Genomic DNA, 24,648 nt, shown 5'->3' on the forward strand with positions numbered 1-24,648 from the left:
GCATTATGAATGCTCACCCTCTTTTTATATAGCCGCTATTTAGTAGGATTACTTTTTAAACATCGCGCGAATATTAGCAATATGCGCTTGCCCTTTATTCATCCGTTCTTCTGCAGAAACGGGTTTGCGCTCACTTTCCCACTCCAAATCATCTTGTGGTAATTCGTACAAGAATCGACTTGGCTCAGGTTTAATTAGTTCGCCATACTGACGACGCTCTTTACATAAAGTAAAGGTTAGCTCGCGTTGTGCTCGCGTGATCCCAACATATGCAAGGCGACGTTCTTCATCAACGTTTTCTTCATCAATGCTGGTTTGGTGCGGCAAGATCCCCTCTTCTGTCCCCACTAAGAACACATAAGGAAACTCCAACCCTTTAGAAGCATGCAGCGTCATAAGCTGTACTTGATCAGCATCGTCATCATCTTCCCCTCGCTCCATCATGTCGCGTAGGGTTAAACGCTGCACTACTTCTTTTAAGGTTTTCTCTTCATTATCATAGTTATCGCCTTCTAAATCAGCGGTGATCCAACTATATAAATCAGAGACATTTTTCATTCTCATCTCAGCAGCTTTCGGGCTTGGTGAGGTTTCGTATAGCCAATCTTCGTAATGAATATCACGCACTAATTGACGCACAGCAGCTACCGTATCACCACGTTCAGCATTATCAGCTAATTGATTAACCCAATGGGTAAAGCGTTGCAGTGATTCTAAACCTCGACCTGATAGGTGTTGCTCTAACCCCATCTCAAAGCTAGCGGCAAACAAGCTTTTACCACGCATGTTAGCGTATGTACCGAGCTTCTCGAGTGTCACTGGGCCGATTTCTCGACGCGGTGTATTCACTATACGTAAAAATGCGTTGTCATCATCTAGGTTAGTCAGTAAGCGTAAGTACGCCATGATGTCTTTTATTTCAGAGCGTGAGAAAAATGATGTGCCACCTGAAATCTTATAAGGAATACGGTTTTGCATCAGCGACTTTTCAAACAAACGTGACTGATGGTTACCTCGATACAAGATCGCATAATCTTTATAAGCGGTGTTATTCATAAAGCGATGAGCAATGAGCTCACCAATCACTTTTTCTGCTTCATGCTCTTCATTTTTCGCTGTGATCACTTTAAGCATCGCGCCGTCAGGGATCTCAGAGAAAAGGGCTTTTTCAAATAAATGGGGGTTATTAGCGATCAAAATATTCGCTGTTCGCAAAATACGGCTGGTTGAACGGTAATTTTGCTCAAGTTTGATCACTTTTAAACTAGGAAAGTCTTTATTTAGCAAACCTAAGTTTTCTGGCTGCGCTCCACGCCATGAGTAAATAGACTGATCGTCATCACCAACCACAGTAAAGCGCGCACGCTCACCCACCAATAGTTTTACAAATAAGTATTGGCTGGTATTGGTATCTTGATACTCATCCACCAGCAGGTAACGAATACGGTTCTGCCAATGTTTTCGCACTTCAGCGTTATCTCGCAACAACAAGACGGGCATTAAAATCAGATCATCAAAATCTAATGCGTTGTAGGCTTTCATTTGACGCTGGTACATTTCATAGCAATGCGCAAACAATTGATCGCGCTCACTACGAGCGTGTGCACCCGCACCGGCGGGCGACAACATGTCATTTTTCCAATTAGAAATAGAGGACATTAATTGCTTTAATAAATCTTTATCACCTTCAAGCTCATCTTCGGTGAGCTCTTTGAGAAGCGCCATTTGGTCTTGATCGTCAAACAGTGAAAAACTGGCTTTTAAGCCTAAATGCTTATATTCACGACGAATGATATTCAAACCTAAAGTATGAAAGGTAGAAACCATTAATCCTTTCGATTCTTGACGTCCCAATGTTTGCCCTACACGCTCTTTCATTTCACGTGCCGCTTTATTAGTAAAAGTCAGCGCGGCAATATTGCGTGCTTTGTAATCACACTGCTGTACCAAATAAGCAATTTTATTAGTGATCACACGGGTTTTACCAGAGCCTGCACCGGCGAGTACTAAGCATGGCCCAGAAACGTATTTTACTGCTTCTGTTTGCCTTGGGTTCAGTTTCATTCGTTATCCTGACGCTCGTTTAAAAAAATGCATACACATGCACTTTAAACCTGAGTTTTATTCATTTGACAAATAATTAAACCCAGACCAATCACAAATAATCATACATAATGATTAACAATCCCCTATAGGTATAAATAGTAATTTCTACGTTACTCCATGGTAGAAACTCTATTTTATGCCAAAAATAACCGTTCTGTGTTTAAACGGCTATCATAGGTTACAAAATGGTAAATAGTGGTTATTCTATTGTAAATCCATAAATTTGGATATTTACGCTCGGTTATATTGCTTAAAATTAGGAGATTTCATGCGGAAAATCGCAAAAATTGCCATGGTTGTCAGTATGGCACTATGGGTAACAGCTTGTGATCAAAATGCGGCAGAAAATACTGCGCAACAAGCAGCAAAAAGTATCCCCGTAGGTACTATAGCCATTACATCTCACCCACAAGAAATCCGCGTGGAATTACCCGGTCGAAGCAAAGCTTATTTAGAAGCAGAAGTTCGTCCTCAAGTTTCAGGCATTATCACAAACCGTGGTTTTACCGAAGGTAGTGATGTAAAGAAAGGCCAATCCCTTTATAACATTGACTCTGCAACTTATAACGCTGCATATTTAAGTGCAAAAGCAGAACTTGCCAAGGCACAAGCAACGCTTGATTCAGCAAAAGCATTAGCAATTCGTAGTAAAAAGCTAGTAGAACGCGGTGCTTTCAGTAAACAAACTAACGATGATAACCAAGCAGCCTATAAAGTCGCTATAGCAGGGCTTGAAGTTGCAAAAGCAAACGTCAATACAGCCAAAATCAATTTAGATTATACCAAAGTTGAAGCCCCAATTTCAGGTCGTATTGGTCAATCTTCGGTTACTCCCGGCGCATTAGTTAATGCTGGGCAAGCCCAAGTGCTGGCAACTATTCAGCAGTTAGATCCTATTAATGTCGATATTGCTCAATCTAGTGCGCAATTACTACGCTTGAAAGCGGCATTAAAGCAAGGGGAACTCCAAGCCAGCCAGAATGCTGATGTCGAACTTATCCTAGAAGATGGTTCGGTTTATCCTCATCACGGCGTATTACAGTTTTCTGAAGTCAACGTTGATCCTAATACAGGCTCAGTCACATTACGTGCTGAATTCCCAAACCCCGACGGTCTTTTGCTACCGGGTATGTATGTTCGCGCAGTGCTAAACACAGGTACCGATCCTAAAGCGATTATGATTCCCCAAAAAGCTGTTACCCGTAATAGTAAAGGTGAAGCAACGGTCATGGTTGTTAATGCCGAAAACAAGGTGGAATCTCGCCTTGTAACGACAGCGCAAGTGATCGATAACCAATGGCGTATCACTAAAGGCTTAAAAGATGGTGACCAAGTCATTGTCGATGGCCTACAAAAAGTTCGTCCAGGCGCTTTGGTTCAACCGACCACAGCCAATAACACACAACCACAAAAGTAGAGATAAGATATGGCTCGTTTCTTTATCGATCGCCCTATTTTTGCTTGGGTGATCGCAATTATCGTGATGCTTGCGGGGGTACTGTCAATTCTCAAATTGCCAGTGTCGCAGTATCCGAGTATTGCACCGCCTACGGTGGTGATCAGCGCTAGCTACCCTGGCGCAAACGCAAAAACTATGGAAGATACCGTTACTCAGGTTATCGAACAACGTATGACGGGTATCGATAACTTACGTTACCTATCATCCACTAGTGATAGCTTTGGTAATACCCAAATTACCCTAACCTTTAATGCTGAAGCGGATCCTGATATTGCTCAGGTACAGGTACAGAACAAACTGCAATCTGCCTTGCCTCTGTTACCAATGGAAGTACAGCAACAAGGTGTGAAAGTAAACAAAGCAAGCTCATCATTCTTGATGGTTGTCGGCTTCTACTCCAAAGATGGCTCAATGGATAAAAACGATATTTCGGACTACATCAGTTCGAACGTTGCCGATCCTATGAGTCGTGTTCCGGGTGTGGGTGAAATCACCACTTTCGGTGCACAATATGCGATGCGTATCTGGCTAGATCCTTTAAAATTGACCAAATATAACCTTACTAGTATTGATGTTATTTCTGCAATTAAAGAGCAGAATGCACAGATATCGGCAGGTCAACTTGGTGCATCTCCTTCTCTGCCAGGTCAAGAGCTGAACGCAACAGTTTCCGCACAAAGCCGCTTACAAACACCAGAAGAATTTAAAAACATTATTGTTAAATCTGACTCTTCTGGCGCAACGGTTCACCTTAGTGATGTCGCACGTGTTGAATTAGGGGCTGAAAGTTATTCGGTTCAAGTACTTTATAACGGAAAACCTGCCAGTGGTTTAGGTATTAAACTAGCAACAGGCGCGAATGCGCTTGCGACAGCGGAAGCGGTAAAAGCGAAAGTTGAAGAGTTAAAACCTTTCTTCCCTGAAGGTTTAACTGCGGTTTACCCGTACGATACTACGCCATTCGTTGAAAAGTCGATTGAAGGGGTTGTTCATACACTGTTTGAGGCGGTAGCACTGGTGTTTATCATCATGTACCTATTCTTACAGAACTTCCGCGCAACCTTGATCCCGACCATTGCGGTTCCCGTTGTACTATTAGGTACTTTTGCGGTGCTGTCTCTGGCGGGATACTCCATCAATACCTTAACCATGTTCGCAATGGTTCTTGCCATCGGCTTGCTGGTTGATGATGCCATCGTGGTGGTAGAAAACGTTGAACGTGTAATGCATGAAGAAGGCTTAAATGCCGTTGAAGCAACACGTAAGTCGATGGATCAGATCACAGGTGCACTGGTCGGTATTGCCTTAACCCTATCAGCTGTATTTGTTCCTATGGCATTTATGTCTGGTTCAACAGGGGTTATTTATCGTCAGTTCTCAATAACCATTGTTACCGCCATGGCACTCTCGGTCTTGGTGGCCGTGATCTTAACTCCTGCCTTGTGTGCAACCATGCTAAAACCGGTAGAGCACGGGGAGAAAAAAGGCTTCTTTGGTTGGTTTAACCGCACCTTTGATAACTTGACTAAACGTTATGAGTCAGGCGTTGCGGCGATGATCAAACGCTCCATTCGCGTGATGTTTATCTTCCTAGGCCTAACTGTTGCCGTTGGTTGGATCTTCATGCGTATGCCAACCTCGTTCTTGCCAGATGAAGATCAGGGTATCTTGTTTAGTCAGGCTATTTTGCCTGTTAACTCGACCCAAGAGCAAACCCAAGAGGTAATGGATAAAGTCTCTGATTACTACCTAAATCAAGAAAAAGATAGCGTTGCTAGTGTGTTTAGTGTGTCAGGCTTTAGTTTTGCTGGTAGTGGTCAAAACATGGGTATGGCCTTTGTTGGATTAAAAGATTGGTCTGACCGTCAGTTACCAGGGATGGATGTAAAATCTATCGTTGGTCGCTCAATGGCTTATTTCCATCAAATCAAAAATGCATTGGTATTTTCATTTGCACCACCAGCGGTGATTGAATTGGGTACTGCCAGTGGTTTTGACTTCTATCTCCAAGATAGAAGCGGTCAAGGTCATGATAAACTGATCGCGGCTCGTAACCAGTTATTAGGTCTAGCGGCACAAAATCCAAATCTTGTTGGGGTTCGTCCTAACGGACAAGAAGATGCGCCGATGTACCAAATCAATATTGATCAAGCCAAAATTCGTGCCCTCGGTATTGATATTCAATCGGTGAATCAGGTATTGGGTACCGCTTGGGGTAGTTCGTATGTGAATGACTTCATCGACCGCGGACGCGTGAAAAAAGTGTTCGTACAAGGTGATGCACAATACCGTATGAAACCGACGGATTTAGATACTTGGTATGTCCGTAACAACAAAGGTGAAATGGTACCATTCTCCGCCTTTGCGACAGGTGAATGGAAGTACGCGTCACCTCGACTTGAGCGTTTCAATGCGACACCTGCGGTCAACATTCAAGGCAGCGTGGTTGCAGGTTACAGTACAGGTCAGGCAATGCTTGATATTGAAGAGATGGTGAAACAATTACCACCAGGCTTCGGTGTTGAGTGGAATGGCTTATCCTATGAAGAGCGTCTATCAGGTAACCAAGCACCTATGCTGTATGCGTTATCTATCTTAGTTGTATTCTTAGTACTTGCAGCATTGTATGAAAGCTGGTCTGTTCCTTTTGCCGTGGTATTAGTCGTACCACTTGGGATCATCGGTGCACTACTGGCCATGAACGCTCGTGGTATGCCAAATGACGTGTTCTTCCAAGTAGGTCTATTAACCACAGTTGGCTTGGCGACTAAGAACGCCATCTTGATTGTCGAATTTGCTAAAGAGTACTACGAAAAAGGTGCTGGATTGGTTGAAGCAACACTCCATGCCGTTCGTGTACGTCTGCGCCCGATTATCATGACATCTCTGGCATTTGGTCTAGGTGTTGTGCCATTGGCAATCAGTACCGGTGTTGGCTCTGGCGGTAAGAATGCGATTGGTACTGCTGTACTTGGCGGTATGTTAAGTTCGACATTCCTTGGGATCTTCTTTATTCCAATATTCTTTGTAGTGGTTGAACGTATTTTCAGCCGCGGCAAAAAGAAAAATACTGACAATAAAGAGCAAGTAGCCGAGTAATACTTACTCCGAAAAACAAATAGCGCATGCCTTTGGGTGTGCGCTTTTTTTTACTTCCAATTCCCTCTAGCAGCAATACCTATAACGCCTAGCAAATAAGTTCAAAGCCACCATTCACCAGACACATAACTTAAACTGAATAATCAATGAATATTGTGCAAAAGCTATATTAAAAACTTGCGTATCAAGGGCGACTATCTACAATAATGAACGATCGTTCATTCATTGCACACCCAAATATTATTACTATTATGAATGAGAAAAGAATACGTATATTGGCAGCAACAGAAAAACTCCTTGCCGAGTTTGGCTTTCACGGCCTTTCAATGCAAATGGTGGCTAAAGAAGCCAATGTTGCAGCAGGAACCATTTATCGTTACTTCAACGATAAAGACGACTTACTCAACCAATTACATGATCATATTTTAAGTTATATCGCCGCTCAAATTAGTCATGGTGTTGTCGATACCATGCCGATTAAGCAACGTTATCGCACAATGTGGCTTAATTTATGGCATATGACTCTAAATGGTGATGCCCCATTGATCATTCGGGGTCAGTTCCAAAATCTACCTTGTCGCAGTAGACAAGAGCAGAAGCACTTAAGCCAAAAATTGTTTTCTTCCGTAGCAACTATGTTTAATGAAGGAAAAGCCTGCGGCTTGTTTAAAAATATTGATAACGAGGTTCTAAGTATTTTGAGCCTTGAGACGAGTTGTAACTTAGCTCGACGTCAAATCAATGGTGGTTTACAGATCAACGATGACGAACTTGAAGCAGTAATCAATGCTTCGTGGGACGCCATCATTCTGCATTAATAGCGTAAAACCGGAGCAAACTTTACAATGAAAAAATGGATAGTCGTGTTACTTCTTGTCCTCCTGTTATTCGGGAGCGTCATTGGTTTCAACTTGTTCAAACAGAAAAAAATTGCTGAGTACATGGCAAACATGCCAGAGCCTAACTACCCAGTAACGGCGATGACAACCAAAGGCGAAAACTGGTATCCTGCCATTCAAGCGATTGGTTTTATTGAACCAGTACAAGGTGTAACGTTAACTTCTGAAGCCTCAGGTGTGATCAGTAAAATCGCATTTGAATCAGGTCAACATGTTAAAGCTGGTCAAGAGTTAGTCTCAATTAACTCTAATGTAGAAGTCTCTAGCCTAGAAAGTACTAAAGCGAAATTACCTGCAGTACAAGCTACCTACAAGCGCTACCAAGATTTATATCGTAAAGGCTCGGTGTCTAAATCAAACCTTGATGAAGCAAAAGCCAATTACCTTGCACTTGTCTCACAAATCAAATCGTTAGAAGAATCAATCCAACGCCGTGATATCGTGGCACCCTTTACTGGTGAAGTTGGCTTACGTAATGTTTACTTAGGTCAGTACATTCAACCGGGCACACAAATTGTTCGTCTAGAAGATACCCGTACCATGCGTTTTCGCTTTACGGTTCCTCAAACAGATATTTCTAAGATCAAGATTGGTCAGGAAGTAGATATCAATGTCGATGCTTATCAAGATATTAACTTCAAAGGTCAAATCACAGCGATTGAGCCTGCGGTAAATGCCCAGACAGGTCTAATACAAGTTCAAGCAGATATTCCAAACAGTGGCGGTAAATTACGTAGTGGTATGTTTGCTCGTGCTCGCGTGATCTTACCAACTATTCCCGATCAAATTATCGTCCCACAAACTGCGATTACTTACACCTTATACGGTGACACGGTATACGTACTAAAAGAACAAGACGGTAAATTACGTGCAATTCAAACAGTGATAACCACAGGTCAAAACCATGGTAATCAAGTGCGAATCCTTTCAGGTCTCAAAGCTGGCGAGCAAATTGTTACTACAGGTCAAATCCGTTTAAGTAACAAGACGCTAGTACATGTCGTTGAAAATGATGCACTTAAAGCTCCAGCCGTAACCCCACTGTTGTAATTGGAGAACACTCAGTATGCGCTTTACTGATATATTTATCAGACGCCCAGTCCTCGCGATTTCGATCAGTTTAATGATCGCATTGTTAGGATTTCAGGCGATTTTCAAAATGCAGGTTCGACAGTATCCAGAAATGACCAACACCGTAGTAACCGTAAGCACAGCTTACTACGGTGCAAGTGCCGATCTGATGCAGGGCTTTATTACTCAGCCCTTAGAACAAGCCATTGCCCAAGCCGATAATATTGACTACATCACCGCCCAAAGTACCTTGGGGATGTCGACAATTACGGTACAAATGAAACTGAATACCAACCCAAATGCAGCCTTGGCTGATATTTTGGCGAAGGTAAACTCAGTACGCTCACAACTGCCAACAGAAACCCAAGATCCGACTATTACCTTATCAACAGGTAGTAATACAGGTGTGCTTTACTTAGGTTTCACCAGTAAGAGCCTAAACTCTAGTCAAATCACTGACTACATTGAGCGAGTGGTTAAACCACAGTTATTTACCGTTAACGGTGTATCTAAAGTCGATATGTACGGTGGTGTTCCTTACGCCCTTCGCGTTTGGTTAGATCCACAAAAGATGGCGGCATTTAACTTATCAGCAACTGATGTTATTCAAGTACTCAAAGCCAATAACTACCAATCTGCTGTTGGTCAAGCGAATAATGACTTCGTGCTTTATAACGGTAGTGCTAACACACAATCAAATAGCCCTGAAGCATTAGAAAAGCTGGTTGTTACCAGTAAAGATGGCCAAGTCACTCGCTTAGGTGACATCGCTAAAGTGACGTTATCAAGAAGTAGTGATACCTACCGTGCGACAGCAAATGGTCAAGAAGCCGTGGTAGCTGCCATTGAAGCTACACCGAGTGCAAACCCAATTGACATTGCAGCCGATGTACTAAAACTACTGCCAACCATTGAACGTAACATGCCAAGCACCATCAAAATGACGGTGATGTACGATTCAACGATTGCGATTAACGACTCGATTCATGAGGTAATTAAAACCATCCTTGAAGCGGCAGTAATTGTATTGGTGGTGATAGCCCTGTTTATCGGTTCGCTACGTTCAGTACTGATCCCAATCATCACAATCCCGCTATCACTTGTTGGTGTCGCCCTCGTGATGCAAATGTTTGGTTTTTCTTGGAACCTCATGACGCTACTGGCCATGGTACTCGCCATCGGACTGGTAGTGGATGACGCCATCGTTGTTCTTGAAAACGTTGAGCGTCACATGAAAATGGGACAAAGCCCTTTCCGTGCAGCCATTATTGGTACCCGTGAAATTGCCGTTCCGGTTATTTCGATGACTATCGCCCTAGGCGCGGTATACGCACCTATCGCATTAATGGGTGGCTTAACAGGCTCGCTGTTTAAAGAGTTTGCATTAACACTCGCGGGAGCCGTGTTTATTTCAGGGATCATTGCACTAACATTATCGCCGGTAATGTGTGCTCACTTTCTGAAAGAAAATGCAGCGCCGAATAAATTTGAACAAACAGTACATCGCTTCCTTGATCGCCTCACCCTACGCTATGAAAAAATGCTAGGCGGCATCATGAAGATGCGCTCTGTTGTGATTGTATTTGCAATCTGTGCATTTGCGAGCTTGCCGTTCTTATTCAAGTTCATTCCAAGTGAACTGGCCCCTGCTGAAGATAACGGTGTGGTGGTATTCCAAGGTAATGCGCCATCAAACGCAAACTTGGATTACATTGAAGACACCATGAACCAAGTTAACAAGGTGCTAACCGATCAAAAGAGCGTGGAATACGCGCAGGTATTCTCCGGTATCCCTGCATCTAACCAAGCCTTTGGTCTAGCCACCTTGAAACCTTGGAGTGAGCGCGACCAAAGCCAAGCCGAAGTGGCAAATGATGTAGCGAAGAAAATCAAAGATATTCCTCAAATGTCAGTGGCTGCGTTCCAAATGCCAAGCTTGCCTGGTGCTGGCGGTGGTTTCCCTGTTCAGTTCGTGATCACCACGCCGAATAACTTTAAGAGTTTGTTCCAAGTGGCATCTGACATGCTGACTAAGGTGAAAGATAATCCGATGTTCGTATTCTCAGATCTCAACTTGAAGTACGACTCGGCTGATATGAAGATCAATATCAACAAAGACAAAGCAGGCGCTTATGGTGTAACGATGCAATCGATCGGTAACACATTAAGTACCATGCTTGCAGGCGGTGATATTAACCGTGTTGATATCTTAGGTCGTTCATACAAAGTGATCCCACAAGTTGAGCGTAAGAATCGTTTTAATCCAAGTGATTTAAACAACTATTACGTAAAAACCAATACTGGCGATCTGATCCCGCTAGGTAGCTTAGTAACCATCACGGTGAAATCAACCCCACCAACGTTACCAAGCTTTAACCAGCAAAACGCAGCAACCATCAGTGGCGTATTAGCTCCTGGTACATCGATTGGTGAAGCGGTAAGTTGGTTAAATACCGAAGCGGCAAAAGTTCTTCCTAAAGGTTATAGCTACAACTACCTTGGTGAAAGCCGTCAGTACGTAACAGAAGGTAATGCGCTATACGCAACCTTCGGTTTAGCATTGGCTGTTATCTTCCTAGTACTTGCGATTCAATTTGAATCTCTACGCGATCCGCTAGTTATTCTTGTGTCAGTTCCACTTGCGATTTGTGGTGCGTTAATCGCACTGGCATGGGGTGCAACGACCTTGAATATTTACTCACAAATCGGTTTGATAACCCTGATAGGCTTGATAACCAAACACGGTATATTGATTTGTGAAGTGGCAAAAGAAGAGCAGTTATACCATGGTAAGAATCGCTTAGAAGCGGTCATGGAAGCCGCGAAGATCCGTCTTCGTCCAATCCTAATGACCACATGTGCGATGATTGCAGGTCTGATCCCACTACTTTACGCATCAGGCGCAGGTGCTGCCTCTCGCTTTAGTATTGGTATCGTTATCGTGGCAGGTCTTTCTATCGGTACATTGTTTACCTTGTTTGTTCTGCCAGTTATCTATACATTCCTAGCAAGCGAACACAAACCACTACCTGTATTCGTTGAAGATGACGATGCAACAGATAGCCATTTCTAAGTAATAAATAAATGAAAAAGGGCGCTGGAACTTCCGCGCCCTTTTATTTTAACTAGTACGACGATTACAATAGAAGAATAACGATTCTCGCAACGGAGTAAGCGAATCATGTTTGATCCAAAGAAGCTTGAGCAAGTAGCTAAGCAAATTCAAGACGCAATGCCACAGCCAGTAAAAGAGCTAGGCAATGACGTTGAGCAAAAAGTACGACAAGTGATCCAAGCGCAATTGGGTAAATTAGATGTCGTGAACCGTGAAGAATTTGATGTGCAAACTCAGGTTCTCCTTCGTACTCGCCAGAAGCTTAATGATCTTGAGCAAAAAATGGCAGAGCTTGAAGCAAAACTTGATGCTGAAGCGAAAAGCGATAACGCTTAATTTGAAAATTCAGAGACTAAAAAGCCCGGAATCAACCGGGCTTTTTTCTATTTAGTCGACGCTAAAATTAACCGCCAACAGCGATTTGCTTCATGTCTTTCATGTAACCACGTAGCTCTTTACCAATCACTTCCACTGGGTGATTACGTAGTGCTTCGTTCACTTCAATTAGCTTCTGGTTATCAGCAAAATTAGATGTCTCACCCAAGCCTTTACCAATCACATCCGTCGCTACTTTCGGCATAAATTGCTCACGTAGTAATGGTGTTGCTACGTTTGCAAATAGGTAGTTACCGTACTCTGCTGTATCAGAAATAACCACGTTCATCTCGTACAGACGCTTACGTGCAATGGTATTTGCAATAAGCGGTAGTTCGTGTAGTGACTCGTAGTATGCTGACTCATCAATAATGCCTGATGCTGTCATTGCTTCAAATGCCAATTCAACACCTGCACGTACCATAGCAACCATAATGATGCCGTTATCAAAGTACTCTTGCTCACTGATTTGAATATCAGAAGATGGGTAGTTTTCGAATTGTGTTTCAGCGGTCTCACCACGCCAGCCAAGAAGATCAGCATCATCGTTCGCCCAGTCAGCCATCATCGTGCTAGAGAAGTGACCAGAGATAATGTCATCCATGTGCTTGTTGTAAAGTGGACGCATCAGATCTTTTAGCTCTTCAGATAGATCAAACGCTTTTACTTTAGCTGGGTTTGATAGACGATCCATCATATGAGAAACACCACCAAACTTCAGCGCTTCAGTGATCGTTTCCCAACCGTACTGCAGAAGCTTACCTGCGTATTCTGGTGCGATACCGTCAGCAATCATCTTCTCGTAACATACGATAGAGCCTGCTTGTAGCATGCCACAAAGAATAGTTTGCTCACCCATTAGATCAGATTTTACTTCTGCAACGAATGAAGACTCAAGTACGCCCGCACGGTGACCACCCGTTGCTGCCGCCCATGCTTTAGCAATCTCAAGACCATCACCTTGTGGGTCATTTTCTGGGTGAACAGCAATCAGTGTTGGAACACCGAAACCACGCTTATATTCTTCACGAACTTCTGTACCTGGACACTTAGGTGCAACCATAACAACGGTTAAGTCTTTACGAATTTGCATGCCCTCTTCAACGATGTTGAAACCGTGAGAGTAACCCAATGATGCACCTTGCTTCATTAATGGCATAACCGTTTCAACAACATTCGTGTGCTGCTTATCTGGAGTTAGGTTTACCACTAAATCAGCTTGTGGGATCAGTTGCTCGTAGCTACCTACTTCAAACCCATTTTCTTTTGCGTTCTTAAATGATTGACGTTGCTCATCAATCGCCGCTTGGCGTAGCGCATAAGAGACATCTAGACCAGAGTCACGCATGTTAAGACCTTGGTTAAGACCTTGCGCACCACAACCAACAATCACTACTTTTTTACCTTTAAGGTAATCAGCTTCTGTTGCAAACTCTGCACGATCCATAAAGCGACAGCGACCTAGTTGATCTAACTGCTGACGTAGGTTCAGGGTATTAAAATAATTAGCCATAACAACAAACTCCGTGAAAATATATCCTTGGGTCGACATCTTTACTGTCGAATAAGCTGATAGTAGATCAGGTAATTTGTTGCGCAAAGTGCTATATTCACAACAACTAATTGCAAATTATGCAACATGGATGATGAATATTAAAAATCTGCAACTATTTCTTCACCTTTGTGAATCCCATAACTTCAGCCAAACGGCGCAAGCCATGCATATCAGCCCTTCGGCATTAAGCCGCGTTATTCAGCGTCTTGAAGAGGAGTTAGGCCAAACCTTATTTATGCGTGATAATCGCAGTGTTGAATTAACGCAAGCTGGAAAAAAATTACTTCCCGTCGCATCTTTAATTGTGAGTAATTGGTTCGAATTAAAAAGTGAATTACAGGAAGATCATTCTCAACTACAAGGGAAATTAACCCTCTTTTGCTCGGTGACTGCAAGTTATAGTCACCTTCCGAATATATTAAATAAGTTTCGCATCATTTATCCCCATATCGAAATTCAACTTCAAACAGGGGATCCGGCACTCGCAATAGAGAAAGTACTATCTGGTGATGTCGATATCGCCATTGCCGCCAAACCTGATCTCTTGCCATCTAAATTAACTTACATCGAAGTTGATCAGATCCAGATGTCGTTGATTGGGCCATTAATCTCATCACCCACATTACAAAAAAGCTTAAATTATGATCCAGATTGGAAATCTTTATCTTTTATACTGCCAGAATCTGGACCTGCGCGAACCCGTGCTGATAAATGGTTTAAGAAAAAGAAAATAACCCCTTCGATTTATGCCCAAATATCAGGCCATGAAGCCATTGTTAGTATGGTTGCGCTTGGCTGTGGTGTAGGCATAGCGCCCGATGTTGTTATTAATAACAGTCCTGTTAGTGATAAAGTACAACGGTTTAACACCGAATCAATAGAGCCGATGAGTTTAGGTTTATGCTGTAAACAGTCCCGTGAGCAAGAGCCTTTATTGCATGCTTTACTACAGCTTTTTAATGATAGCTATGTAGATAACTTACTTTAGCTCGTTTTATTAGTGCATTTTTCAAGGAACAACAGTAGTGCCTAGTCCAATATTAACGCATTCATATTGTGCTGATTTTTATGCTGATCATGGTTATCAATTTCTAAAAAAACTCTCACAAGAATATGTTCTCCCTAATAATCTTGTGATTTTTTCTGTCATGCATTGCTATGAAGGCTCTTTACCCTATATTAACGTTCTTTCCGAACTGGCTGACAAACTTATCTTTATTCCTAAAGATGCGACTGTCGGTGCAAATCCTGAGCTACTCACAACGATAAGGAAAATCCCACGTTGTCATATTGTTGCTACTCACAATAATAAAGCTTACTTAAAAAATATTGAGCATTGTGAGATGCTTATCCGCCAGCATATTAGCCCTGACACCCCTTTCCTTATTCTTGATCACGGTGGATATTTCTCGTCCTCTATTACACATATTTGCGACACCTTCAAAGAACAATGTATTGGCATTACTGAGTTAACCGCGAATGGCTTACAAAAATATATTAATAAATCAATTCCTAAGCCTCTTGTCACTGTTTCTCATCTGAGTATCAAAGCGCCAGCAGATTTTGAAGCTTCTGAATGTATTGTTCACTATTCTGATCAAATATTACGAGAAGAGTTTGGTCTTAAAATCAATAACTCAGGCTTTCTAAAAGCAGGCGTGATCGGTGCAGGAAATTTAGGGCGCGGTGTGATAAAGCACCTTAAAGCTAAAGGTATTACCAATATTCATGTTACTGATATCGACCCAAGAAGGTTAACTCAATTCCCTCGTGATGGCATTCAAGCTTGCTCAATCAAATATTTAGTCGAACATTGTAATATGCTGTTTTGTTGCACAGGAAATCAATCGATTACACCTGAGATGATTGATGCACTTTCACAGCCAATGTTTATAAGCACGGTTACCTCTGCTGATGATGAACTTCACTTGCCTGATTTATTACAACAAGGTGTACTCACCGAAGTTAAAACTAATAGTTTAACCAAAGAATATAAGACACGTCATGGATACAGCGTGTATCTCTTTGCGGGGGGAGAATCAGCAAATACACCTTTTAAAACAGGGATGGGTGATCCTACTCTGTATTTATTTGAAGCGGCTCATATGCTTGCAGGATTAAAGCTAATTAAAGATGCCACGCAATTTAAATCTGGTATTCAATCATTATGTGAAGATGACGAAATAATGATAGCTGAGCGTTGGCTACGTCACTTTTATCATTATCAATGATCATCATATTAAGCCTCACTTCATCGTGGGGCTTTCTTAATGTAGGAATTTACAATCATACAGACGTAAAAAAGCCCCGTCATTTCTGACGAGGCTTTCTTGAAGATGGCAGGGGTGGAGAGATTCGAACTCCCAACACGCGGATTTGGAATCCGCTGCTCTGCCAATTGGAGCTACACCCCTGTAGTTATTTTAAAGACTTAACTGTGTCTAAATAAAGTGGCGGAGCGGACGGGACTCGAACCCGCGACCCCCGGCGTGACAGGCCGGTATTCTAACCAACTGAACTACCGCTCCACACGGAGATAAAACTTTCGTTTTATCCGATATCCGTAGTTCAAAACGAATATCTGAAATTTGAAGCCTGGCGATGTCCTACTCTCACATGGGGAGACCCCACACTACCATCGGCGCTATTACGTTTCACTACTGAGTTCGGCATGGGATCAGGTGGGTCCATAACGCTATGGTCGCCAAGCAAATTCGGTTTTATTTATTGTCATCGACAATAAATAGCAATCTGGGAAAGTTAACTAGTGTTCTCTACACGTTCAAGTGTACTTGGAGTCCGTATAAAACCCCTTGGGTGTTGTATGGTTAAGCCTCACGGGCAATTAGTATCGGTTAGCTCAATGCCTCGCAGCACTTACACACCCGACCTATCAACGTTGTAGTCTTCAACAACCCTTTAGAGACCTTAAAGGTCTAGGGATGACTCATCTTGAGGCTCGCTTCCCGCTTAGATGCTTTCAGCGGTTATCGATTCCGAACTTAGCTACCGGGCAATGCGTCTGGCGACACAACCCGAACACCAGCGGTTCGTCCACTCCGGTCCTCTCGTACTAGGAGCAGCCCCTCTCAATCATCCAACGCCCACGGCAGATAGGGACCGAACTGTCTCACGACGTTCTAAACCCAGCTCGCGTACCACTTTAAATGGCGAACAGCCATACCCTTGGGACCGACTTCAGCCCCAGGATGTGATGAGCCGACATCGAGGTGCCAAACACCGCCGTCGATATGAACTCTTGGGCGGTATCAGCCTGTTATCCCCGGAGTACCTTTTATCCGTTGAGCGATGGCCCTTCCATTCAGAACCACCGGATCACTATGACCTGCTTTCGCACCTGCTCGAATTGTCATTCTCGCAGTCAAGCGGGCTTATGCCATTGCACTAACCTCACGATGTCCGACCGTGATTAGCCCACCTTCGTGCTCCTCCGTTACTCTTTGGGAGGAGACCGCCCCAGTCAAACTACCCACCAGGCACTGTCCGTAATCCCGATAAGGGACCAACGTTAGAACATCAAGCATACAAGGGTGGTATTTCAAGATTGACTCCACAACCACTGGCGCGGTTGCTTCAACGTCTCCCACCTATCCTACACATGTAGGGTCAATGTTCAGTGCCAAGCTATAGTAAAGGTTCACGGGGTCTTTCCGTCTAGCCGCGGGGACGCAGCATCTTCACTGCGATTTCAATTTCACTGAGTCTCGGGTGGAGACAGCGTGGCCATCATTACGCCATTCGTGCAGGTCGGAACTTACCCGACAAGGAATTTCGCTACCTTAGGACCGTTATAGTTACGGCCGCCGTTTACCGGGGCTTCGATCAAGAGCTTCGACCGAAGTCTAACCCCATCAATTAACCTTCCGGCACCGGGCAGGCGTCACACCGTATACGTCATCTTTCGATTTTGCACAGTGCTGTGTTTTTAATAAACAGTTGCAGCCACCTGGTATCTGCGACTCCCGGCAGCTTAGAGAGCAAGTCTCATCACCGCTAGGAGCGTACCTTCTCCCGAAGTTACGGTACCATTTTGCCTAGTTCCTTCACCCGAGTTCTCTCAAGCGCCTTGGTATTCTCTACCTGATCACCTGTGTCGGTTTGGGGTACGATTTCTTATAATCTGAAGCTTAGAAGCTTTTCCCGGAAGCATGGCATCAATGACTTCGTCACCGTAGTAACTCGACATCGTATCTCAGCCTTAAGATGGTCCGGATTTGCCTAAACCATCAGCCTACATACTTGGACCTGGACAACCGTCGCCAGGCTCACCTAGCCTTCTCCGTCCCTCCATCGCAATTATAAGAAGTACGGGAATATTAACCCGTTTCCCATCGACTACGCCTTTCGGCCTCGCCTTAGGGGTCGACTTACCCTGCCCCGATTAACGTTGGACAGGAACCCTTGATCTTCCGGCGAGGGAGTTTTTCACTCCCTTTATCGTTACTCATGTCAGCATTCGCACTTCTGATACCTCCAGCAAACCTTACGATTCACCTTCAACGGCTTACAGAACGCTCCCCTACCCAATGCAGTAAACTGCATTGCCGCAGCTTCGGTGTATAGCTTAGCCCCGTTAAATCTTCCGCGCAGGCCGACTCGACCAGTGAGCTATTACGCTTTCTTTAAATGATGGCTGCTTCTAAGCCAACATCCTGGCTGTCTGAGCCTTCCCACATCGTTTCCCACTTAGCTATAACTTTGGGACCTTAGCTGGCGGTCTGGGTTGTTTCCCTCTTCACGACGGACGTTAGCACCCGCCGTGTGTCTCCCGGATAGTACTTACTGGTATTCGGAGTTTGCAAAGGGTTGGTAAGTCGGGATGACCCCCTAGCCTTAACAGTGCTCTACCCCCAGTAGTATTCGTCCGAGGCGCTACCTAAATAGCTTTCGGGGAGAACCAGCTATCTCCGAGTTTGATTGGCCTTTCACCCCTAGCCACAAGTCATCCGCTAATTTTTCAACATTAGTCGGTTCGGTCCTCCAGTAAGTGTTACCTCACCTTCAACCTGCCCATGGCTAGATCACTCGGTTTCGGGTCTAATCCTAGCAACTCATTCGCCCAGTTAAGACTCGGTTTCCCTACGGCTCCCCTAAACGGTTAACCTTGCTACTAAAATTAAGTCGCTGACCCATTATACAAAAGGTACGCAGTCACCCAACAAGTGGGCTCCTACTGCTTGTACGTACACGGTTTCAGGTTCTATTTCACTCCCCTCACAGGGGTTCTTTTCGCCTTTCCCTCACGGTACTGGTTCACTATCGGTCAGTCAGGAGTATTTAGCCTTGGAGGATGGTCCCCCCATATTCAAACAGGATATCACGTGTCCCGTCCTACTCGTTTTCACTGATAATGCGTTGTCGGTTACGGGGCTATCACCCTGTATCGCAGAACTTTCCAGAACTTTCACCTAACGCAAAACTAGCTTAAGGGCTAATCCGGTTTCGCTCGCCGCTACTACCGGAATCTCGGTTGATTTCTCTTCCTCGGGGTACTTAGATGTTTCAGTTCCCCCGGTTCGCCTCATAGTGCTATGTATTCACACTATGATACGTGCTTATGCACGTGGGTTTCCCCATTCGGAAATCCCAGAGTCACCGGTTTTTACTACCTTCTCTGGGCTTATCGCAAGTTAATACGTCCTTCATCGCCTCTGACTGCCAAGGCATCCACCGTGTACGCTTAGTCACTTAACCATACAACCCCAAGAGGTTTCGTATGTTCAAACAACCAAGGTTTGTGTTTAACACTTCGATCAAGAAAGTATTAAACGTTGGTTTTTCGCCGGACTCGATACAAGACACTTGAATGTGTATTGTTTGAGAACTCGTTTTTATCCGAAGATAAAAACATTTTTTAAAATCAATCTATCGATTGAATTTACTAGTCAGCTTTCCAGATTGTTAAAGAGCATAACGCAAAAAAGCGTTAATCAATGCGTAAGCATTCATTAGCACTTTCGTACTTTTCTTTTAACTATTTTACCAAGCAATCTGTGTGGACACTGCATTAAACAGCAAGTCTTTAGGTAAGGAGGTGATCCAGCCCCAGGTTCCCCTAGGGCTACCTTGTTACGACTTCACCCCAGTCATGAACCACACCGTGGTAAACGCCCTCCCGAAGGTTAAGCTATCTACTTCTGGTGCAGCCCACTCCCATGGTGTGACGGGCGGTGTGTACAAGGCCCGGGAACGTATTCACCGTGACATTCTGATTCACGATTACTAGCGATTCCGACTTCATGGAGTCGAGTTGCAGACTCCAATCCGGACTACGACGTACTTTCTGGGATTCGCTCACCATCGCTGGTTGGCAGCCCTCTGTATACGCCATTGTAGCACGTGTGTAGCCCTACTCGTAAGGGCCATGATGACTTGACGTCGTCCCCACCTTCCTCCGGTTTATCACCGGCAGTCTCCCTGGAGTTCCCACCATTATGTGCTGGCAAACAAGGATAAGGGTTGCGCTCGTTGCGGGACTTAACCCAACATTTCACAACACGAGCTGACGACAGCCATGCAGCACCTGTCTCAGAGTTCCCGAAGGCACTAAGCTATCTCTAGCGAATTCTCTGGATGTCAAGAGTAGGTAAGGTTCTTCGCGTTGCATCGAATTAAACCACATGCTCCACCGCTTGTGCGGGCCCCCGTCAATTCATTTGAGTTTTAATCTTGCGACCGTACTCCCCAGGCGGTCTACTTAACGCGTTAGCTCCGAAAGCCACGGCTCAAGGCCACAACCTCCAAGTAGACATCGTTTACGGCGTGGACTACCAGGGTATCTAATCCTGTTTGCTCCCCACGCTTTCGCATCTGAGTGTCAGTATCTGTCCAGGGGGCCGCCTTCGCCACCGGTATTCCTTCAGATCTCTACGCATTTCACCGCTACACCTGAAATTCTACCCCCCTCTACAGTACTCTAGTCTGCCAGTTCAAAATGCTGTTCCGAGGTTGAGCCCCGGGCTTTCACATCTTGCTTAACAGACCACCTGCATGCGCTTTACGCCCAGTAATTCCGATTAACGCTCGCACCCTCCGTATTACCGCGGCTGCTGGCACGGAGTTAGCCGGTGCTTCTTCTGTTGCTAACGTCAAACGCTGAAGCTATTAACATCAACGCCTTCCTCACAACTGAAAGTACTTTACAACCCGAAGGCCTTCTTCATACACGCGGCATGGCTGCATCAGGGTTTCCCCCATTGTGCAATATTCCCCACTGCTGCCTCCCGTAGGAGTCTGGACCGTGTCTCAGTTCCAGTGTGGCTGATCATCCTCTCAGACCAGCTAGGGATCGTTGCCTTGGTGAGCCATTACCCCACCAACAAGCTAATCCCACCTGGGCTAATCCTGACGCGAGAGGCCCGAAGGTCCCCCTCTTTGCTCCGAAGAGATTATGCGGTATTAGCTATCGTTTCCAATAGTTATCCCCCACATCAGGGCATATTCCCAGGCATTACTCACCCGTCCGCCGCTCGTCAGCATTGATAGCAAGCTATCAATCTGTTACCGCTCGACTTGCATGTGTTAGGCCTGCCGCCAGCGTTCAATCTGAGCCATGATCAAACTCTTCAATTAAAGTTTTGTTGGTCTTTCGACCGGCTCAATGAATACTGTTAAAATACCGCTAACTAGAAGCTAGTTAGGATATTTGAATTGACTGTGCCGATATTTCTATCGTTTTGGTCACTAGTATCATTGATAAATCTTTCGACTTAACTTTTCAACGAGTGCCCACACAGATTGCATGGTCAAATTGTTAAAGAACAATCTTCAGCGAAACTAAAACTTTTAAACGTTTCAGGGTTTCGTTGAAGTGGATGGCCATTCTAGCGAAATAAGCTGCCGTGTCAAACACTTTTTTCAACTTATTTTATTAAATCTTTCATCCTATCGTCACTTCCCGAAATCCTTACTGGAAGCCGTTATCGTGTCGATGTGGCGGCATTATAGAGACAAAATGGGGCTTAGCAAGTAATAATTAACTTTTCTTTTAAAAAAGAGCACTTTAGATCAAAAAGCAACCAACACTCTATTTTTCATTCCTTTGCTGCTTAAATTGCGCAGCAAAATCGCTCACTTTATTCCAATCCGTGTATTCCACTTCTTTCGTCGTATCCGTTTCTCCACCTGTGATTTTCATAATCAACTTAATCATTGTGCGATCAAAGAAGTTATAACGGGGATATCTTAATGCGCCAGCAAAAACGCCGATTAACACAGGCTGCCATGGTGACTTAATTAAGAACTTCTTAATATAAGCGCTACCCTCTGGCGTATCTTTGCCTTCTTTACGCGCAGTTAGGTTCACACAAAAGAAAGCAACATTATATTGTAATAGTTCTTGTTGGTATTTATTGATAAAGCGATACAGTTTCTTATTAAAGTGACCATAACGAATAGAGGCACCAACAAGCACACGATCATACAAACTAAAATCAACATTGGGCTCACTGTGAATGTCTATATAGTCACAGTGGTACTGATCACCTAATTGTTGCTCAATATGATTTAAGATTTTCTTGGTTTGCCCTTCACAACTCGAATGCAGCAACAATACCTTTTCCATAAGTACTCCTTTAGTTACGCCAGAATGTCGGCGTAAATAAAACTAATAATGTAAAGACTTCTAATCGGCCAAATAACATCGCAATAATTAATATCCATTTTGCGGAATCATTAACTTCACCAAAGTGGACTGCGACTTCCCCTAAACCGGGGCCTAAATTATTAAGTGTGGCTGCAACAGCAGAGAATGCAGTCAGCTCATCAAGCCCGGTCGCGATTAATGCCAACATGCAAACCACAAACACTAAGGCATAAGCCGAGAAAAACCCCCACACAGCATCAACGACTCGCTGAGGTAATGCTTTATTACCCAACTTAATCGTGTAAACCGCACGCGGGTGAACAAGACGTTTTAATTCACGTACACCTTGTAAAGAAAGCAATAAGATTCGGATCACTTTCATACCACCACCTGTTGAGCCTGCACACCCTCCTATAAATGAAGAGAACAAAAGCAGTACAGGTAAGAACAGCGGCCAATCAGAAAATCCTGTGGTCGTAAATCCTGCGGTGGTTGAGATAGATACAGTTTGAAATAACGCCTGATCAAATGCCGTAAAATAGGAATCATAAGGGCTATGTTTAAGTAACAAACCAAAACAGATACCAAATAAAATCACCTGCGCACCGAGAAATGCGCGAAACTCAGGATCACGCCAATAGGTTCTTAAGTGCACGCCACCATTACCGAAGGCTGCAAAGTGCAAAGAAAAATTGCATGCTGAAATTAAAAGAAACACCACGGTGATCATATTAATCGTGGGGCTATTAAAATACCCGATACTGGCATCGTGGGTAGAAAAACCACCAATAGCGATAGTTGAGAAGCTGTGTGAGACAGCATCAAAAGCTGACATCCCTGCTAACCAAAATGCGAGTGCGCAAGCAATGGTTAAGGCAAGATAGATATACCACAAGGTTTTTGCTGTCTCAGCAATACGCGGCGTCATCTTACTGTCTTTTACCGGTCCCGGAATTTCTGCTCGATACAGCTGCATACCACCGATACCCAGTACGGGTAAAATGGCGACAGCAAGTACGATGATCCCCATACCACCAAACCACTGTAATAACTGGCGATAAAACAAAATCGCTTTAGGCAGATAGTCAAGACCGACAATAACGGTCGCTCCTGTGGTTGTCAGCGCGGAAAATGATTCAAAAAAGGAGTCTGCGACTGACAAATCAGGTGTTTTAGATAATAAAAATGGGATTGCACCCGCACTACCAATAACCACCCAAAATAAGACGACAATAAGAAAACCGTCTCGGGCTTTTAGTTCATGGCGATGTTGTCGGTTTGGTAGCCACAATAAGCCACCACCCGTAATAAGAATAAAGAACGTCACGACAAACGGGAAACCCGCACCATCACGATAGATCAATGCCACCAGTGCTGGGATAAGCATGGTGACACTAAATAACGCGAGCAATAGCCCGACGATTCGAATAATTGAACGAAATTGCATGGCCTAAGCGGCTCTCACCTTTATATGGAAATGATTATGTATCTGAAGCCGAGCCTGCAATGATGCGCCCGCCACTACGATTGGTTAATTTGGCACGAAACTCTTCCACTATACGATTATCTAGCTCTATCTGCATAGTGACTTGATTACCATAATCGGCATGTAACTGAGTGCCATTGTATTCACTTAATAATGCTTCAACCAAAGACACTTGATTATATTCACAACTCAAATGCAATATTGATGTGATCACTTTTTCTTTTGTTTCGAGTAATGTTAGGGCTTGTTGTACCCCACCACCATAAGCTTTTACTAGCCCACCGGTACCTAAACGAATACCACCATAGTAACGTGTTACAACAGCGGTAATTTCACCAACACCAGAGCCTGTTAGCTGTGCCAATATCGGCTTACCAGCTGTACCTGATGGTTCGCCATCATCACTAAACCCCCATTTCATTGAGTCACTAGGGCGACCAGCGACAAATGCCCAGCAATTATGGCGCGCATCATGGTGACGCTCTTTAATTTGCTGTACGAACTGTTTCGCGGCATCAATATTAGGGGTATGCGCTAAATAAGTAATAAAGCGACTTTTCTTGATCTCTTCTTCAAATATCACTTCTGCCGTAGGAACAAGATAAGGTTCAGAATTCGACATTATTTACGCCTTAATGATAAAGGGGAGGCAGGATACCACATTCCTCTCCATCTCATAGTGCTGTCGTTAACACCCTGTTATTACGCCATGCGTCAACTCACACCTTGTCTTGAAGTTGAGTCATTCATCATAAATGTTAAACAAATGTTTAAATTAGTGTTTGAATTTGTTTCTTTTAGGGTTCACACTTAGCTTATACCTACAACAGGTCAAACCAGTTAAATCAAACCAAATCCAGCGTAGACTGGAACATATG

The 24,648-nt window shown here is 44.0% G+C and carries 13 protein-coding genes, 2 tRNA genes and 3 rRNA genes; 8 read left to right on the forward strand and 10 right to left on the reverse strand.

The annotated features are described in order from the left end of the window. Positions 1-48: 48 nt before the first annotated feature. On the reverse strand, positions 49-2,064 hold the full coding sequence (rep, locus tag BTO08_RS13120) for a DNA helicase Rep (RefSeq protein ID WP_105061231.1): 2,016 nt from the start codon (positions 2,062-2,064) through the stop codon (positions 49-51). 310 nt (positions 2,065-2,374) lie between these two features. On the opposite strand from rep, the gene BTO08_RS13125 reads away from it, so the two are divergent. From BTO08_RS13125 to ubiK, 6 genes are all read left to right on the forward strand, one after another. Further along, positions 2,375-3,523 carry an efflux RND transporter periplasmic adaptor subunit gene (locus BTO08_RS13125; RefSeq protein ID WP_105061232.1) on the forward strand — a complete coding sequence of 383 codons (1,149 nt, stop codon included), beginning with the start codon at positions 2,375-2,377 and terminating at the stop codon, positions 3,521-3,523. Positions 3,524-3,532: 9 nt separating this feature from the next. Next, on the forward strand, positions 3,533-6,664 hold the full coding sequence (locus tag BTO08_RS13130; RefSeq protein WP_105061233.1) for an efflux RND transporter permease subunit: 3,132 nt from the start codon (positions 3,533-3,535) through the stop codon (positions 6,662-6,664). Between the two features lie 206 nt (positions 6,665-6,870). After that, on the forward strand, positions 6,871-7,482 hold the full coding sequence (locus BTO08_RS13135) for a TetR/AcrR family transcriptional regulator (RefSeq protein WP_105061234.1): 612 nt from the start codon (positions 6,871-6,873) through the stop codon (positions 7,480-7,482). Between the two features lie 27 nt (positions 7,483-7,509). Then, entirely contained in the window at positions 7,510-8,613 is a 1,104-nt protein-coding gene (locus BTO08_RS13140) for an efflux RND transporter periplasmic adaptor subunit (RefSeq protein WP_105061235.1), read from the forward strand. Positions 8,614-8,629: 16 nt separating this feature from the next. Further along, positions 8,630-11,707 (forward strand): multidrug efflux RND transporter permease subunit, encoded by a 3,078-nt coding sequence (locus BTO08_RS13145; RefSeq protein ID WP_105061236.1) that lies wholly within the window; start codon positions 8,630-8,632, stop codon positions 11,705-11,707. 108 nt (positions 11,708-11,815) lie between these two features. After that, positions 11,816-12,085 (forward strand): ubiquinone biosynthesis accessory factor UbiK, encoded by a 270-nt coding sequence (ubiK, locus tag BTO08_RS13150; RefSeq protein WP_005372214.1) that lies wholly within the window; start codon positions 11,816-11,818, stop codon positions 12,083-12,085. Positions 12,086-12,152: 67 nt separating this feature from the next. On the opposite strand, the gene ilvC is transcribed toward ubiK, so the two are convergent. Next, positions 12,153-13,637, reverse strand: coding sequence for a ketol-acid reductoisomerase (gene ilvC, locus BTO08_RS13155; protein ID WP_006647529.1), 1,485 nt, complete (start codon positions 13,635-13,637; stop codon positions 12,153-12,155). Positions 13,638-13,770: 133 nt separating this feature from the next. Here ilvC and ilvY point away from each other — a divergent pair, with 133 nt between their 5' ends. Together ilvY and BTO08_RS13165 are read left to right on the forward strand one after the other, a co-directional pair. After that, on the forward strand, positions 13,771-14,667 hold the full coding sequence (ilvY, locus tag BTO08_RS13160; RefSeq protein WP_431356671.1) for an HTH-type transcriptional activator IlvY: 897 nt from the start codon (positions 13,771-13,773) through the stop codon (positions 14,665-14,667). A gap of 37 nt (positions 14,668-14,704) precedes the next feature. Next, on the forward strand, positions 14,705-15,910 hold the full coding sequence (locus BTO08_RS13165) for an NAD(P)-binding domain-containing protein (protein ID WP_105061238.1): 1,206 nt from the start codon (positions 14,705-14,707) through the stop codon (positions 15,908-15,910). A gap of 106 nt (positions 15,911-16,016) precedes the next feature. Here the strand turns inward: BTO08_RS13165 and BTO08_RS13170 are convergent. The 8 genes from BTO08_RS13170 to BTO08_RS13205 all read right to left on the reverse strand — a co-directional run bounded on the left by BTO08_RS13170 (position 16,017) and on the right by BTO08_RS13205 (position 24,392). After that, positions 16,017-16,093: transfer RNA gene (locus BTO08_RS13170), tRNA-Trp, on the reverse strand. Positions 16,094-16,130: 37 nt separating this feature from the next. Beyond that, positions 16,131-16,207, reverse strand: a tRNA-Asp gene (locus BTO08_RS13175). A 65-nt stretch (positions 16,208-16,272) separates the two neighbouring features. After that, positions 16,273-16,388, reverse strand: a 5S ribosomal RNA gene (gene rrf / locus BTO08_RS13180). 115 nt (positions 16,389-16,503) lie between these two features. Continuing rightward, positions 16,504-19,394: ribosomal RNA gene (locus BTO08_RS13185) — 23S ribosomal RNA — on the reverse strand. Positions 19,395-19,727: 333 nt separating this feature from the next. Continuing rightward, positions 19,728-21,272: ribosomal RNA gene (locus tag BTO08_RS13190) — 16S ribosomal RNA — on the reverse strand. The 16S, 23S and 5S rRNA genes sit together here with 2 tRNA genes alongside, the layout of an rRNA operon. Positions 21,273-21,726: 454 nt before the next feature. Then, positions 21,727-22,263 (reverse strand): menaquinone-dependent protoporphyrinogen IX dehydrogenase, encoded by a 537-nt coding sequence (gene hemG, locus BTO08_RS13195; RefSeq protein WP_105061239.1) that lies wholly within the window; start codon positions 22,261-22,263, stop codon positions 21,727-21,729. A 10-nt stretch (positions 22,264-22,273) separates the two neighbouring features. Then, positions 22,274-23,731, reverse strand: a complete 1,458-nt coding sequence (locus BTO08_RS13200; RefSeq protein WP_105061240.1) for a TrkH family potassium uptake protein — start codon at positions 23,729-23,731, stop codon at positions 22,274-22,276. A gap of 34 nt (positions 23,732-23,765) precedes the next feature. Further along, entirely contained in the window at positions 23,766-24,392 is a 627-nt protein-coding gene (locus BTO08_RS13205; RefSeq protein WP_105061241.1) for a YigZ family protein, read from the reverse strand. Between the last annotated feature and the right edge of the window lie 256 nt (positions 24,393-24,648).

It is taken from the genome of Photobacterium angustum (genome assembly GCF_002954615.1).
Classification (GTDB): Bacteria; Pseudomonadota; Gammaproteobacteria; order Enterobacterales; family Vibrionaceae; genus Photobacterium; species Photobacterium angustum_A.